Source organism: Micromonospora sp. PLK6-60 (assembly GCF_019890675.1).
In the GTDB taxonomy this organism is placed as follows: domain Bacteria; phylum Actinomycetota; class Actinomycetes; order Mycobacteriales; family Micromonosporaceae; genus Micromonospora.
Genome location: NZ_JAIOAA010000002.1, coordinates 177,250 through 192,556, shown reverse-complemented (window position 1 = coordinate 192,556; position 15,307 = coordinate 177,250). Strand labels below are relative to the sequence as shown.

General features: G+C 70.9%; 11 protein-coding genes. 3 read left to right on the top strand and 8 right to left on the bottom strand.

Features of this window, described 5'->3' with window-relative positions:
* Positions 1-4: 4 nt before the first annotated feature.
* The 4 genes from K7640_RS03860 to K7640_RS03845 form a co-directional block, all read right to left on the bottom strand.
* The gene (locus K7640_RS03860; RefSeq protein WP_222953290.1) at positions 5-1,255 is read right to left on the bottom strand and encodes an RIP metalloprotease; all 1,251 of its coding nucleotides are present in this window, start codon (positions 1,253-1,255) and stop codon (positions 5-7) included.
* The gene (gene dxr, locus K7640_RS03855) at positions 1,255-2,466 is read right to left on the bottom strand and encodes a 1-deoxy-D-xylulose-5-phosphate reductoisomerase (protein WP_222953289.1); all 1,212 of its coding nucleotides are present in this window, start codon (positions 2,464-2,466) and stop codon (positions 1,255-1,257) included. The genes K7640_RS03860 and dxr overlap by 1 nt, the downstream gene beginning before the upstream one ends.
* 43 nt (positions 2,467-2,509) lie before the next feature.
* Entirely contained in the window at positions 2,510-3,193 is a 684-nt protein-coding gene (locus K7640_RS03850) for a Uma2 family endonuclease (RefSeq protein WP_222953288.1), read from the bottom strand.
* Positions 3,194-3,279: 86 nt separating this feature from the next.
* Positions 3,280-3,810 (bottom strand): YcxB family protein, encoded by a 531-nt coding sequence (locus K7640_RS03845; RefSeq protein WP_222953287.1) that lies wholly within the window; start codon positions 3,808-3,810, stop codon positions 3,280-3,282.
* A 133-nt stretch (positions 3,811-3,943) separates the two neighbouring features.
* On the opposite strand from K7640_RS03845, the gene K7640_RS03840 reads away from it, so the two are divergent.
* Positions 3,944-4,435, top strand: coding sequence for a hypothetical protein (locus K7640_RS03840; RefSeq protein WP_222953286.1), 492 nt, complete (start codon positions 3,944-3,946; stop codon positions 4,433-4,435).
* A 127-nt stretch (positions 4,436-4,562) separates the two neighbouring features.
* Here K7640_RS03840 and K7640_RS03835 read toward each other — a convergent pair whose 3' ends face one another.
* Together K7640_RS03835 and K7640_RS03830 are read right to left on the bottom strand one after the other, a co-directional pair.
* The gene (locus tag K7640_RS03835; RefSeq protein WP_222953285.1) at positions 4,563-4,769 is read right to left on the bottom strand and encodes a DUF397 domain-containing protein; all 207 of its coding nucleotides are present in this window, start codon (positions 4,767-4,769) and stop codon (positions 4,563-4,565) included.
* Entirely contained in the window at positions 4,760-5,566 is an 807-nt protein-coding gene (locus tag K7640_RS03830) for a helix-turn-helix transcriptional regulator (RefSeq protein WP_222953284.1), read from the bottom strand. The genes K7640_RS03835 and K7640_RS03830 overlap by 10 nt, the downstream gene beginning before the upstream one ends.
* Positions 5,567-5,819: 253 nt before the next feature.
* Between K7640_RS03830 and K7640_RS03825 the strand changes: the two genes are divergently transcribed.
* Together K7640_RS03825 and K7640_RS03820 are read left to right on the top strand one after the other, a co-directional pair.
* A complete protein-coding gene (locus K7640_RS03825) occupies positions 5,820-6,071 on the top strand; it encodes a hypothetical protein (RefSeq protein ID WP_222953283.1) in 252 nt (83 codons plus the stop codon).
* Entirely contained in the window at positions 6,068-6,364 is a 297-nt protein-coding gene (locus tag K7640_RS03820) for a hypothetical protein (RefSeq protein WP_222953282.1), read from the top strand. Before K7640_RS03825 ends, K7640_RS03820 begins: the two co-directional genes overlap by 4 nt.
* Here K7640_RS03820 and K7640_RS03815 read toward each other — a convergent pair.
* Together K7640_RS03815 and K7640_RS03810 are read right to left on the bottom strand one after the other, a co-directional pair.
* A complete protein-coding gene (locus tag K7640_RS03815; protein ID WP_222953281.1) occupies positions 6,359-7,246 on the bottom strand; it encodes a hypothetical protein in 888 nt (295 codons plus the stop codon). The two genes, K7640_RS03820 and K7640_RS03815, sit on opposite strands and share 6 nt — an antisense overlap.
* A gap of 4 nt (positions 7,247-7,250) precedes the next feature.
* Positions 7,251-15,023, bottom strand: a complete 7,773-nt coding sequence (locus K7640_RS03810; RefSeq protein ID WP_222953280.1) for a ricin-type beta-trefoil lectin domain protein — start codon at positions 15,021-15,023, stop codon at positions 7,251-7,253.
* Positions 15,024-15,307 lie beyond the last annotated feature (284 nt).

The window sequence follows — 15,307 nt, the reverse complement described above, 5'->3', positions numbered from 1 at the left end:
GCACTCACCTTGCGAAGAGCGTGATGGGGTTGACGACGTCCGCGGTGATCGTCAGCAGCGTGAACGCGCCACCGATCAGGATCACCCCGTACGTGAGGGGCATGAGCTTGAGATAGTCGACGCGCCCCGGGTCGGGCCGGCCGAGCCGGGTGAAGATCCAGGTCCGGGCCCGCTCGAACCAGGCGATGGCGATGTGGCCGCCGTCCAGCGGGAGCAGTGGGAACAGGTTGAACACGCCGATGAAGAAGTTCAGCGACACGAACAACATGAAGAACAGGTACCAGGCGTTGTTCTCCACCGCCTCGCCGCCGAGCCGGCTGGCGCCGACCACGCTGATCGGGGTGTCCACGTCCCGCTCGCCGCCGGTGATGGCGGTCCACAGGGCGGGCACCTTCTGCGGGATGCGCTTGATCGCCTCGTACGTGCCGACGGCCATCTGGCCGGTGTAGTCGCCGGTGGCCCCGAACGCGTCGATCGGCCCGTACGCGACCCGGGTGGGGGTGGTGAACTGGAGGCCGACGCCGAGCGCGGCGACCGGGCCGACCGTGCCGTCCGGGTTGTCCAGCGGCGGGCGCTGGGTGGTCGCCAGCACGGTGCTGGTGGTGGCCGGCTGGCCGTCGCGGACGTACCCGATCTCGGCGCGCTCGCCCGGCTTGGCGGCCCGCAGCGCGGCGAGCAGGTCGCCGTAGTCGGCGACCGGCGTGCCGTTGAACGAGGTGATCCGGTCGCCGTCGCGCAGGTTCGCCTGGGCGGCGGGGCTGGCCGGGTCGCCGGCCTGGCAGGCGCGGGCGGTGGCCTCGGGCACCACGCACTCGGCCAGCCCGACCACTGCCGGCTCCTGGCGGGCCTCGGCGTCGGTGGTGGGGAAGGCGGGGTTGGGCAGGCCGACGGAGACCGCCATGATCCAGAGCGCGATCAGGGCCAGCGCGAAGTGGGTGACCGAGCCGGCGGACATCACGATCGTCCGCTTCCAGACCGGGTACCGCCACATCGCGCGGGGCTGGTCGGCCGGCTCGACGTCGTCGTCCTGCGGCGTCATGCCGACGATCTTGCAGAAGCCGCCGAGCGGGATGCCCTTGACGCCGTACTCGGTCTCGCCCCGCTTGATGGACCAGAGGGTGGGGCCGAAGCCGACGAAGTAGCGGGTGACCTTCATCCCGAAGGCCTTCGCGGTGGCCATGTGCCCCGCCTCGTGCAGGCTCACCGAGATGAGGATCGCGAGGGCGAAGAGCACCACCCCGAGCAGGTACGACATCAAGCTCCTTCCACCGAACCCGCGATGATCTCCTGCGCGTGTGCGCGCGCCCACGACTCGGCCGCGAGCACGTCCTCGACGGTACCTGGTTCGGCGAAATCGGGTGCGTCCTCCAGCACTCGCCGCAGGGTGTCGACGATGCCGAGGAAGGGCAACCGGCCGGCCACGAACGCCGCCACACACTCCTCGTTGGCGGCGTTGTAGATCGCCGGCCGGCAGCGCCCGGCCTCCCCGGCGGCCTTGGCGAGCGCCACCGCCGGGAACGCCTCGTCGTCCAGCGGGGCGAACTCCCAGGTGTGCGCCCTGGTCCAGTCCACCGCCGTCGCGGCGTCAGCCACCCGGTCCGGCCAGCCGATGCCGAGCGCGATGGGCAGCCGCATGTCCGGCGGGCTGGCCTGGGCGAGGGTCGAGCCGTCGGTGAACTCGACCATCGAGTGGATCACCGACTGCGGGTGCACCATCACGGTGATGTCGGAATACGGCACGTCGAACAGCTCGTGCGCCTCGATCACCTCGAGCGCCTTGTTGACCATGGTGGCCGAGTTGATCGTCACCACCGGACCCATGTTCCAGGTCGGGTGGGCGAGGGCCTGCTCGGGTGTGACCTGCGTCAACTCGTCGCGCCGCTTGCCGCGGAACGGCCCGCCGCTGGCCGTGACGACCAGCCGCCGCACCTCGCCCCGGGTGCCGCCGCGCAGGCACTGCGCCAGCGCCGAGTGCTCCGAATCCACCGGGACGATCTGCCCCGGCCGCCGCACCGCGGCCTTCACGAGCGGGCCGCCGGCCACCAGCGACTCCTTGTTCGCCAGCGCGAGGGTACGCCCCGAGCGAAGCGCGGCCAGGGTCGGCGCCAGCCCCAGCGAGCCCACCACCCCGTTGAGCACCACGTCGCAGGGCCACTGCGCCAGCTCGGTCATGGCGTCCGGCCCGGCCACGATCTTGGGCAGCTTGAAGTCGCCGGTGGCCCAGCCCCGGCGGCTCGCCTCGGCATAGAAGGCGAGCTGGAGGTCCTGGGCGGCGGACGCCTTCGCCACGCCGACCGCCTCGACGCCGAGTTCGAGGGCCTGGGCGGCGAGCAGTTCCACGTTGCCGCCGCCGGCCCCGAGCGCCACCACCCGGAACCGGTCCGGGTTGCGCCGCACGATGTCGATGGCCTGGGTGCCGATCGAACCGGTCGAGCCGAGCAGGACGAGGGCGCGGGGAGATGTCACGGCGCCATTCTTCCCCAGCCGGCTGTGCGCCCGCCGGGGAGCCTCAGCCCGCGCCGCCGCCGTCCTCGACGGGGCCCTCCTCGACCGGGGCCTCCTCGCCGAGCAGGTCGGCGGGATCGATCCGGAATTCGAACGGTTCCCTCATCACGAAGGACGTCCCTGCTGCGGCGGCGGCAACAGGGAGGTATTCGCCGTCGGTCAGCTCGAACAACGCGATGGTGGGAACCCGGTTCCGCAGGTCGACCCGGAGGAAGTAGGGAACGCCGGCGGCGGCGTACTCCCGCGGCCGGTCGATCACGTCCTTCCGGCGGTTGCCCGGTGACACGATCTCACCCAGCAACACGGCGTGGCCGATATCCATCGTCGTCCGGCCGCCGCCCGCCACCTTGAGGATGACGATGTCCGGGATGAACAGGTCGTCCCCCGAAACGACGTTGGCCTCGAGGTAGAGCCACAACTTGGCCCGACGGGCCGCCTGCTTGAGCAGGTAGGCCAAGTCGAGTTCGGCATCCTGGTGGTCATATCCGGCATGTGGTGTCACGATCACGCTTCCGCTCAGGACCTCGACCTTGGGACCGTTGGTCTCCGGCAACAGGTCGAGGGCGAGCTGGGCGGTCCACGGCTCGTCACGCCAGCGCAGCACGTCGAACGACGGCCCGGTCGGCTCGGGCACCGACTCGGACGCCGACCCGGGTGCCGGCTCCGGCGCGTATGCGGCCTGGGCCATCGGGCTCACCCCCTCAGCGGAACATCGTGCTACCGACCACCCTAGTCGCGCTGTCCCGCCACCGGCCGAATCGCACCGGTTGTCCGTCAGGGCGTGCCGGCTTCCCCGGCGTTGGCCCCGGCGGCGGTCCGGGCGGCGCCGGGGCGGACCCGCTCGGCGAGCAGGGCGGCGAGCCAGCGGTCCTGCTCCGGGGTGAGCGGCGCGCGGGGGATGTCCCAGGCGGCGAGGCCGCCGTCCTGCCAGAGCAGATAGCAGGAGCGGCGCTCGGTGACCCGGGTGAACGCCGACCAGCTCACCCAGGACCGGACGGAGGCGGACAACCAGGCGATGCCGTCGTCGTCGATCCGGTAGGTGTAGCTCTGGTACCTGGCGGCGGGCGACCGGCCGACCACCTGCCACGGCAACATCAGCGCCGTGAGCAGGTAGACCAGCCCGAGCCCGAGGCCGGCCAGGCCGAACAGGACCGCCCAGCCCGGGTCGGCGATCGTCGCACCAAGGCCGGCCCCGGTCGCCACCACGCCGAACCCGGCGTACGTGATCCGCAGTCGCCGGCTCGTCGAGCGGGCGAGCCGCCGGGCGTACGCGCGGTCCCGCTGATACGTGAACTCGATCGCCACGCCCGCCGACCCTAGCGTCCCCACCCCGCCCCCGATGCCCCGCCGGCAGCACCGTCGCGCCGCAGATATTGGACAGTTACCGTTCGTGCGGAACGGAAAGTCGCCAAGATCTGCGGGGGAAGGCGGGCGGGCCGTGCTGAGATCCGTCGAAATCACGACCGTGCTCGCCGTGCCGGGCTCGCCCTTCCACAATCTGCACTGGAGCAGCAGGCTCGCCCTCAGCCTGGACTGCTTCGTCTGCGAACGCACCGGGCGCACCACGCTCTTCGAGCTGGGCGCGGAACGGGCGGTCTGCTCCGGATCCCGGGAAACCGGCGAGCACTACACCGCCGCCCGCATCGCCACGTTCGACCACACCCGCGAGCGGGACCGGACGACCCTGCGGGCGGTGGTCGACTACTGGTGGGCGCCCTTCCACGACGCGAAGCGCGACCAGCCGGCCCACGCCCTGAGCCACCATCCGTGGGTCCGGCACCACCTCGGCTACCACTGCCCCGAGCACGACCAGGCCGGCGAGTTCACCACCCAGACGAACCTCGCCCGACCACACGCCGAAGCCTGCCGGCACTGCGCCGCCCCGCTCGCGCACAGCTACGAGTCGCCCCAGCTACGGATTCTGACCTGAGCTGACCCCGGCCGGGGTGCGGCCGTGACCGGGCGGGCGTCCGCCACCGATCGGGCCAGCACGCCGTCAGGCCGGGCGGCTCACGGCCGGAGTCCGATGGATCGGGGCCGGCCGCGCCCGGGCGCGTTCAGCGGGCCGGGCCGAGGGATCCCGCGGCGGTGGCACGGGCGAAGTTTGCCCAGGCGGCGGGCGGAAAGATGAGCACCGGCCCCTGACGGTCCTTGCTGTCGCGTACGCCGACCAGGCCGGGCAGGTTGGTGGCCACCTCGACGCAGGTCGAACCGCCGTTGTCGCTGCGGGTGGACTTGCGCCAGACCGCGCCGGTCAGGTCCATGACTTGGTCAACCCCCGGATCAGCTCGCGGGAGGCCCGGCGGGGCAACGTCTCGGCCCGCAGGCTCTCCCATCTGCGTCGCAGGCTAGCAATGTCGTCCGGCCGGTCCGTGACGTCCGCCTTCAGTGCGCTGTCCATGTGCGCCACCTCGCCGCCGTCCGGGGTCTGGGCCAGGATGAACGGGCCGGCCAGGCCGGCGTGCATGCCCGCGTCGGCGGGGACCACGAGCAGGGTCACGTGCGGCTGCTCGGTCAGCCGGAGCAGGTGCTCGAACTGCTCCACCATCACCGCCGGCTCCCCCACCGCCCGGCGCAGCACCGCCTCGTCGACCACCGCGACCACCTCCGGCGGGCTCTCCCGCGCCAGGATCGCCTGCCGCTCCAGCCGAGACGTCAACCGCTGCTCGACCTCGCTCTCCCGCAGCATCCGGCCGCCACGCAGCACCGCGCGGGCGTACGCCTCGGTCTGCAACAGGCCGGGGATCAGCGACGGCTCGAACCAGCGGATCAGCGTCGCCTCCCGCTCCACGCTGATCCACTCCCGCAGCCACGGCGGTGCGGCGTCGGCGCGGACCAGGGTGAGCAGCCGCTCGAACAGGCCACCGGCCTCCAGCGCCGCGTCCACCCGGGCGACGAAGTCCTGCGACGGGGTGCGGTGGCCGATCTCCACCATCCCCACCAGCGACGACGAATAGCTGATCCGCTGGGCCAACTCCTCCTGACTGAGCCCCTTCGCCCGGCGGGCCCGGCGCAGCTCCGCGCCCAGGAACTCCAGCGTCGACATCCGCTCGTCGCCCATCACACCTCCACCACAGCCCGCCGCCGGTCACCACAACCCGCCCGCCAGTCACCACAGCCCGCCCGCCGGTCACCACAGCCGTGCCCGGTCACCACAACGCGCCGGCCGGTCACCACGGCCGCGCCCGATCCTCACCGCCGGTTCACGGGGCCGCGCCCCACCGGCACAGGCGGCAATGAGGGCTCGCGGCACCTTCCGACCGTAGTCACGTCCACAGCAGAGTGTGAGCAGGCGCGGCGAGGGGAGCAAGCCGATGGACCACCGTTTTCCGTTTCTCGGGCAAACAGTGACCGTGCCCGAGGCGGACTACTGCTACGGCGTCGGGCCGCTGCGGCTGCGCGTCACCCGGGAGCCGGCCGGGCTGGACCATCCCCAACTGGAATGGGTGGAGCTGACCGGCGTGGAGCTGCGACCCGACGGCACCGAGGCGGCCGGTGGGCGTACCCGGACCGCGCTGGTCCGGGTCGCGGCGCTGCGCCGGGGCGCGGCCGGTGACCAGGGATGAGCGTCTCCCTCGCCGACCTGCGGCGGCACGTCGCCGCCCGGCCGACCTGGCGCTGCCGGGTGTGCGCCGCGCCGTGGCCCTGCCAGCCGGCGAAGCTGGCCCTGCGCGCCGACTACGCCGACGACCGGCCCGGGCTGGCCGTCTATCTCTGCACGCTGCTGCACGACGCGGTGGCCGACCGGCTGCGGGTACGGCCCGACGAGGTGAATCCGGCGGAGTTCTTCGCCCGGTTCATCGGCTGGACCCGACCGTGGCATCAGCACGGGACGGGACACGCGGACGGCGGGTCATGACGCCCGGTCGAGATACCGATCAACGAGCCACCCGGCGAATCGCCTGTTCTCGTGTGCCGCCCTGCTGTGCGGACGTCGCGCGGTCCGCGCGACCAACTCCCGCAGCGCCGTCCTCGCCTCGCCGATTCTCCCGTCGACAGCAAGCGCGAGCGGCGGGCGCCACTCGCCGTGTCGGGAGGTGCCATGACGCCCGGATCGCCACAGCTCCTCCAGGGACGAGAGGCCCGACATCCCGGCCAGGACGTCGAGGAATGCCTCGACGTGGCGACTGACGGTCGCGGCCGTCGCCTCGGTGCCCGCCCGGGATGTGATGTGCACGCCGACCGGCCGGAGGCGTCCGACCGCTGCACTGGCGGTCGACGTGAACACTTCCGGCGGCGCCGCCCCAAGCAGTTCGTAATAGGCGTGCTCGACCGGGACGAGACTCAGGTCGACCCAGGGACGGATGACGACCGGGTCGACGGTGACCACGTCGAAACGCAGGCGACCGGCGAACTCGCCGTCGACCGGCAGGCCGAAGGTCAATTCGTCGAAGGGTGCCAGACCCGCCCGGACGCAAGCCGTCCAGATCAAATCGACCACAGCGGACAGCCCGGCGGACCCCACCTCGGGAGGGCGGACGGGGGGCGGTGGCAGGGCCGCCCACCACCAACCGACACCTGTCGCGGCACCCGATGCGAGCACACCGAGGGTCTCGTCGAAGCCCTCTGTCCGATCCCGTAGCCGCTGGGCGGAGGGATGGTGCCGGGTGAGCACTCCCTCAACGCAGTCCCGGGCGGCGAGGGCCGTGAAGGCCACCCGGCGAGCCGGTCGACGACCGTTCGACGTCGGTTCCAGAAACCGACTCAAACAGCCGACCAGCTCGCCGGGGCCGAAGAACACGTCGCTACTTTCCGAGTTCCTTGAGGTATTCGGCAAGAGGATTGTCGGCTCTGAAGTAGGTGACGATCCCGTTGTCGCCGAGCACGCCCAACTCCCCGGTGTTGATGTTGACGCGCACCAACGCGCCGTCCGAGTCGCGGAACTGCTGCTTCACGCCCTCCGGAACGTTCATCCCCTTGCAGGTGCACATGAAGTTCCGGGAAGCGTTCTCGTATGCCTCCAGGGCCAGGTCGACGTCCCCGTTGGCGTCGTCCAGGAAGTTCTTCATGTCCCCGACGCCGCCCTCCTTGCCGACACCCTGCACGTGCTTGTCGAAGTGATCGAACAGGTTTCCGTCACTCGTCCACTCGCAGTTGTGGACCAGCACCGGAGAGCTGCCGGCCACCACATAGTACGTGTGGACGTTGGCGACGGTCAGGTTGTGTACGACGGCGCGCGGGGTGGTCCAACGCTCCACCCCCGTGATCTGCACGCGGGTCCCCGCGCTGGTCCGCAGCCACTGGCCGGAGCGCAGGTCGGTCGCGTGGATCCACTCGCCGAGCTCCGGCACCCAGAACGGGTGGCCGGCGGTGGCGGTGACCTCGGCGGTAGCCGGGCCCCGCGCCCCGTCGGTGTCGACGGTGACCTTTACCAGGTGCTTGACGCCGTCACCCTTGATCGCTGCGGTGACCGTCTCCGCCTTGGTGCGGCCGGTCTCGGGATCGGTGACCTTGACCTTGTCGCCCGGCTTCACGTCCTCGATCGGCTTGGTGGAGCCGTCGGCCATGACCACCTTGGTGCCCGGGACGAAGCTGTTCCTCAGGCACGAGTCGGCGCCGCCGGCGCGTCCGGTGCCGCCACCACCGCTGGAACCGCCGTTGCTGCGCGCGGATCCGCCCGAGCTGCCCCCCGGCTTGGACGTCTCCTTGCCACCGCCGGAGCTCTTGCCACCGCCGGAGCTCTTGCCACCGCCGGTCGGCTTCCGGCTGCTGCCGGAGGCGGCGGAGGAGCCCTTCGGGTTGGCCCTCGCCTGAGCCTGTTTCTGGACTGGGTTGCCGGTCTTCTTCGTGGCTTGAGCAGCGCGATTACTCGTCGTGCTGGCCTTCTCGGCCGCCTTCTTCTTCGCGGCCTGCGCTGCCTTCTTCGCGCGCTCGATCGCCGCCTTCTTAGCGTTGAGCGCCGCCCGTTCCGCCGCCTTGGCCGCCGCCAGGACCGCCTCAGCCGCCTTCTTCGCCACGCGCCATGCCTGGATCGCGTCGATGACCCGGTTTACGGCCTTGATGACGGCCGGGATCTTGCCGAGCTTCGCCCATGGAATCGCCCCGATGATGAGGCTGCCGCACGACCACATGTCCCCGCCGAAGCAGTTGATGGCGTCGTTGATCCCGATGAACTCCTTGAGGATGTACCAGGCCGAGTCGAGGATCACCGACATCAGCGAGCGGCCCATGGTGGACTGCGCCTGGGCCACCTGCGCGGCCGACAGGCCGGCGCCGGCCAGCGCCGCCGCCATCTCCGAGGCGTTCAGCGAGACCGACAGACCGCTCGGGTCGGAGAACGTCACCGGGTTGTTGTGGGCGTAGGAGTACCCGTTCGCCTGCGCGGGGTCTCCCACGTCCAGGATCGGGTCCACGGAGAGGAAGCGGCCTACGGCCGGGTCGTACAGGCGGGCACCGAGCGGCGTGTAGCCGGAGGCGTCGTCGCGGACCGCGCCGAGGAAACCGGTCGGCGTCTTCATGTTGATACCGAGCGGGTCGGTGCCCCGCTGGTTGCCGAACGGATCCTGCTTGCGGATCCGGGTGGCCATGCCGCCGTTGAGGGCCACCTCCGCATACGGGCTGCCCTGATGGTCACCGGCCAGGGCGACCAGCGTCGACGCCGCCGTGCCGTACGAGTAGCGCAACACCGAGCCACCAGGCGCCGTGTACGCGCGCTGGCTGTTGACCAGCACCCCGCCCTTCTGCACGGTGAGCTGGGACTCGCCGAGGCGCAGCGTGGCCTGTCGGTCCTGCAGGGTCAGGAGTCGGCCACCGTCGGGACCGTAGATGTGCCGGGTCTCGTTCTGCGCCGCCCACTGCTGCGCCGCCGCGGCGCTGTCGCAGGTCGCCAGCACGAGTGGAGTGCCGTTCGCCGTCGCCCCGTCCTTGACCGCGAGGCAGAGGCCGGACGCGGTGTGCTTGAGCTGACCGGATGCGGTGCGTTCGATGCGCTGCCCGGCCGACCCGTCGCACTTCTGCACCCGGAAGGCCGAGCCGGCCGTGTTGGCGGCCGGCTGTACGCACCAGTTGTCGTAGACCGACAGGGTGCCCAGGTTGGCGTTGCCCTGCCCCGGGGCCGGGTTGAAGGTCCACTTCTGGGCCACCGACTCGTTGCACGAGTACAGCTGGATCGGCTGGTCGGCCGCCGCGAGGCCGCCGGTGAGATCGATGCACTTGTTCGCCGGACCCAGATAGGCGGTCTTGCCCTTGCCGCCCTGGCCGGCGATCCGCTCGACCTGGCCGTCGTAGGTCCAGGAGAGCGTCTGCTGGTCGCCGTTCTCCACTGACGTGACCGACTTCGTCTCACCGGTCAGCTCGTACAGCCGCTCCGCCGCGGCGGTGACCGCCGCCCCCGCCGGGGTCACGTAGCTCTTGCTCACCTTGGTCAGCGTGCGCGGCTGACTGCCGTCGACCTTGCCGTAGGTGTAGGTGGTGGTGGCGTCCTTGGCGGTGTTGCCCGTCAGGTCCTTCTCCACCAGCTTCTTGCGGTTGCCGAGCAGGTCGTACTCGTACTGCTGCCAGTACCCGGCGTTGTCCGGGCCGGCCGCCACGGTGGCACCGGCCGGGTCGGCCTGGCAGGACGCCTGGTCCTTGGCGGTCCAGGCCGTGGTCAGCTGGCCCACCGTGTCGTACCGGAAGCACTGCCGCTCCTCGATGCCGAGGGAGCGCTCACGGATCGACGTGACGTTGCCCGCGTTGTCGTACCAGTAGGAACGGTGCGAGACGAGGTTCCCGCCGACCAGCGACTTGTCGCCGGTCTGCTCGCGATAGACCTGCTGGTCGGTGAGGGCGCCGCTGGCGTCGTCGTAACTGGCCATGGTCCACACCCGGTACGGCTGCGCGCCCAGGGTCGAGCGCAGGACCTGCCCGTACGGCGAGTAGACCGTTTCTGAGCCGTACCAGTCCTTGCCGGAAACCGACAGCGGCAGGCCGTCCTTGGTGTAGCGGACGAGCATCTTCTCGGCCGGCAGGCTGCCTAGAGCGGGCAGACTGGTCGATTCCAGCAGGCCGGTGTCGGTGTACGTGTAGTCGTACCGGTAGGAGGCCGGCAACCCCCAGGTGTCGGCGACCGACTGTGGCAACGTCAGTGTGGTCGACGTCGGCTGGTAGTCGTTGGTGTAGCCGCCGATGGACTGCGTATAGGGCAGGCCGTCGGTGTAGCGGGTGGCGGTCGCGGGCAGGCCCTTGCCCCCGGCCACGGTGTCGTACGTGTACTCGGCCAGGAGCGCACCGGCACTGCTGCCGAGTCGCTGCTGCCTTGGGCGGGACAGTTCGTCGTAGCCGTACCAGACCGTGACGTCACGAGCGTTGGTGACAGTCAGCTGCCGGTCCCGATGATCGTAGGTGATCCGAGTGGAGCCCGCGTCCGGGTCGGCCGCCGTCAGCAGCCGTCCCCGCTGGTCGTACGACCACGACCACGGGTGACTCGGGTCGGCGGAGTTGGTCGCCTTCGCCAACTGGCCTCGCGCGTCGTACTCGTACCGCATAGAGGTGAACGTGCTGCGACCGGCGTCGGTGAAGGTGTCCAGCCGGCTGGTCCGCCCCAGCGCGTCACTGAACAGACGGTAGGAGGCGGCGCCGGCTGGGTTGATCACCGACGAGTGGTCGGCGCCGTAGGTGTAGAGGGTGGCCCGCGCCGGCTGGTCGACGCCGCGCAGGACCGGCAGCTCCTGGGTGACCCGGCCAAGGCCGTCGTAGGTGTAGCGGGTGGCGTTCGGCACGGCGGTGTCGGCCAGCGGCGTGAACAGCGTGCCGACCGGGGAGCCCTCGGTGAAGTAGGCGTTGTTGGTCTGCCACACCTCACCGGAGCTGTTGTACAGCGTGTCGGTGATCAGCCGGCCGCCGCCGGTGGCCTCCTCCTGGGACTGCCGCTCCCGGCCCAGGCCGTCGAAGAGGGTGACCGAGGTCTGGGTGCGGCCCTCGTGGCCCCGGCTGAAGGTGGTGATGTACGGCGGCTTGCCGGGCGGGGTGGCGTACTCCGCCTTGAAGTCCGGCACGGCCGCGGGTGACGGGGTACGGCCAGGCGCCCAGCCCTCGACCAGCCGGCCGAGCGGGTCGTACCTCGCCTCGCTTACCCGGTTGTTCATGTCGGTGGTCTTGATGGTGACCGCGCGGCCGGGGTCCAGTTCCTGGGTCTGCTTGTGCCCGAGCGGGTTCTGCTCGGTGACGCTGAACGCCTGGCCGGTGGCCGGGGTGTAGGTGATCGTCGAGGTCTTGCCGTCCGGGTCCGTACCCGAGACGACCCGCCCGATGGCGTCGAATCCGGTGGTGCCCTCGCTCTGGAAGCCCGAGCCGTCGCCCTTCAGCGACCAGGTCTGGGTGGCCAGGCCACGGGTCGTCGCACCGAGCGCGGTGCCGTACGACTGGCTGTCGTAGGCGACCCGGGTCGCCGAGCTGAGCGTCTTCAGGTTGTCGAAGGTGGCCGCGCCGCACGCGGTCGGGCTGGTGCGGACCTGGCTGGTCAGTCCGATGAGGTTCTTGTCGGTCTGGTGCTGGTATTCCAGGAAGGTGCAGGACTCGTCGCCGGTCTTGCCGGTGTCACCCAGCGACTCGATCTGCGTCGGCAGGCCGTACGTGGTCTCGAAGGTGGTCTTCGTCTCGACGGTGCGCAGCGTGCGGGTGTCGTCGCCGGTGCCCGACGACTTCGTGTACGAGACCTGGCGCGGCTCGGTGACCCGCCACGCCTCCAGCGGAGTCAGCCCGTCGTCGCGGGTGCGGCTGGCGAGCAGCTGCGCGGCCGGGAAGGTGACGCTGCGGGTGAGCCAGTTGGTGTCGGCGTCGTCCGCGTCGGCGTAGGTGAGTTCCTCGGCGACCCGGCCGGCGAACGGCTCACGGTCCTTGGCGATCTCGGCGCCGGTGATGTCCTTCATCGACACCGCGTCGCCCATGCCGCGGAAGTAGCGGGTGACCGCCTTGGTCCGCTTGCTGCCGATGGTCGGGTCGTCCACGCCGGTGACGACGGTGGTCTGCTCGAAGCCGGCGAACTGCGACCAGGTGCGGGTGGACTTCTTGGTGAACTCCTGCTCGGCGAGCTTCCAGCCGGCCTTGGCGTAGGCGTACCGGGTGAGGGTGCTGTACGCGCCGTCCACGTTTGGCAGTTCCTCGACGGATTCCACCACGTACTTGTGGAACCAGTCGATCTGCTCGGCGTCCGGGTCCGGATGCCAGAAGGACGGGTAGCAGAGCCGGGTGTTGGCCTTCAGCTCGGCGGTGTCCGCCTTGCCGGGTAGCCCGGTGCCGGTGGCGCAGTCCCCGGTGGGCTGCTGGTAGGTGACGACCGTCTCGCCGCCGTACTCGTTGATGACCCGGGCGATGCGCAGCCGGGAGAAGCCGGGGCGGTGGTCCCGCTTGACGCGGTTCGGCATGTCCTCGACGTTCGGCTCGAAGCGCACCGGGTTGAGGGTGACCTTCGCGTCGGTGGTGCCGTTGCGGCCGTAGCCGGTCCGGGTGACCGACTCCAGCCAGAGCGCCGTGTTCGGGCCGGTCCGCAGGATCGGGAAGGACTGCTTGAGCTGGTACTCGTCGACCACCTGGCGGGCGGTGGTGTCGGTGCGCCGCTGGGCCGACGTGCTGATCTTGTCCAGCCGCTTACGGCTGAAGAACGAAGGACCGGCGTTCCAGCACTTCTTGCCGGACTCGCAGCGCAGGTCGGCCGGGGTGTCGTACCAGATGCGGTACTTGCCGGGGTCCTTGGCGGCGAAGTTCGCGTCGGTGCAGGCGAGGCCGCCCTCGGCGTAGCACCGCTCGGCCACCTCGAAGCGGATGCGGGCCGGCGCCTCGGCCGAGAACAGGCTGTCGCGCCGCTGGCCGTAGTCGATCCGGGTGAGGTAGCCGCCCCGGTCGTACTCGACCGGCGCCTTGAAGTTGAAGTTCTTGGCGTACCAGTTCTTCTCCTTGGCCCACCAGAAGCTCATCGCGTTGCCGTGGACGTCCTCGACGTAGTCGAGCGACCAGCGCCAGGCCTGGGTGCAGGAGGACGCCTTCCACTTGTCCGTCCCGGCGCCCTGGTAGCAGGGCTCGTCCACGTGGTTGCCGTACACCGGCACGGTGAGCACCGAGTTGGTGACCGGGTCGTCGGCGGCGGAGCCGTTGTCCGACCAGCCCGGCAGGCGGTTGAGACCGAAGTGGTACTTGGTGCCGTCCCGGGTGGTGACCACCCAGTACTCGCCGTCCGCGTCGCCGTTGGCCAGCGCGGTGTTCTTCTTCAGCTCGACCGTGGAGCCGTCGCCGTTGGCGGTGAACCAGCTCTGCTTGCTCTTGTCCCAGACCAGCTCGGTGGTCATCCCGGCCAGCGACAGGGTGGCGTTGTCCGAACCCCAGCAGAGGTCGGCGGTGCGGTGGTCCTTGTTGTTGGCGCCGGTCTTCTTGGAGTCCTGCCGGCAGTTCGCGTAGCTGCGGGTGATCGCCCCGGCGTTGTAGTCCCAGCCCTCGCCGATCCAGGAGGCCTGGTTGTTGGTGGCGGAGGTGCGACCGTCGGCGGACTGCGAGGAGTACGCCAGGGCCACCTTCGGCATCAGGCCGCCGGCGGTCTCCGGCACCTGCACCTGGTACGAGTAGGTGAACGCGCCGGACGAGGCGCCGGCCGCCCAGGAACCCGAGGAGAGCAGCGGGGTGGCGGTGAAGTCGCCACCGGAGGAGGCGCCGGTGTCCAGCACGCCGACGACGTTGGGGTCGGTCGCCGCCGCGCCGAGCGAACGGGCGCCGGTCTCCCCGGCGTCCTGGCCGGTGAGCAGCGGGCCGACGGGCACGGTGCTGGTGATGACCCGCCGGGTCGGCTCGTCCCCGGCGGCGGTGGCCCGGAAGCCGGCCTCCGTGCCGGGCACCAGCTCCACGTCGCTGGCCAGCGTGCGCAGCGGCGCGGGCGGCTCCTCCCCGCCGTCCGGGGCGCAGTCGCCGGTCTCGGGCGAGTCGTAGACGCAGTTGGGCAGCAGCACCGCGCCGAAGCGGTCGGCGGCCTGCGGGCCGTACAGGTCGACGAAGGGCGTGGAGTCCACGCTGAGCGCGACCTCGGCCGCCGGGTCGGCGGTGTCCGGCGGGGTGATCTTCATGATCAGGCCGGAGACGCCGGCGTCCTGGGACGCCTCGGGGGCGGCCAGGTCGACGCTCCAGGTGCCGGCCAGGGCGGCCGGGTCGGCGCCCTCGGGCACGCCGAGCGCGACCGGCAGGTCGTCGACCGGCACGGAGTCGCCGGCCGCCACGCCGGTCAGGTCGACCACGCCGCTGTCCTGCTGCCACGGGGTGACGGCCTGCGGCTCGTACGGCTCGACCGGGACCTCGTCCGCGGTGGTCAGGTTCTTCTCGCCGCTCTCGTCCTCGCCGACCTGCTCGCTGGCCGGGATGCCCGGGAGGGTGAGCCCTTCACGGCTCATGCCGGCGCCGGGAACCGCCCAGGCGGGCGCCGGCAGCATCGTGGCGATCAGGGTGATGGACAGGGCCATGGTCGTGGCCGTACGGGCGCGACGCCGCCGGGCACGGCGACCGGGCTCCGTCGGGATCCCCCGGCCAGGCCACCGCCGGGACAGCAAACCGGTACCAGGCATACGCGTCGACTCCCACCCAGCGCGAGAACGAAAAGAGGGCGCGGAAAACCGCAGCAGGACACGCGCCGGTTGGGCACGTGCGTGAGCACTCTGCGTCAGGAGGAGCCGCCCACTCAAGGCAACGGAGAGTAACTAGACCGCCGTCGAAGTGACCTGCGCCACTGTCTCTTTAGGGCAAGAAGCCGTCACATCGGAAGCGTTGCCACCAAAGGGCCAGATCCCCCCATGTCCCGCATTCGGTGGGACCAAATCCGGACGCATGATCAATTTCCGGCACCACATCG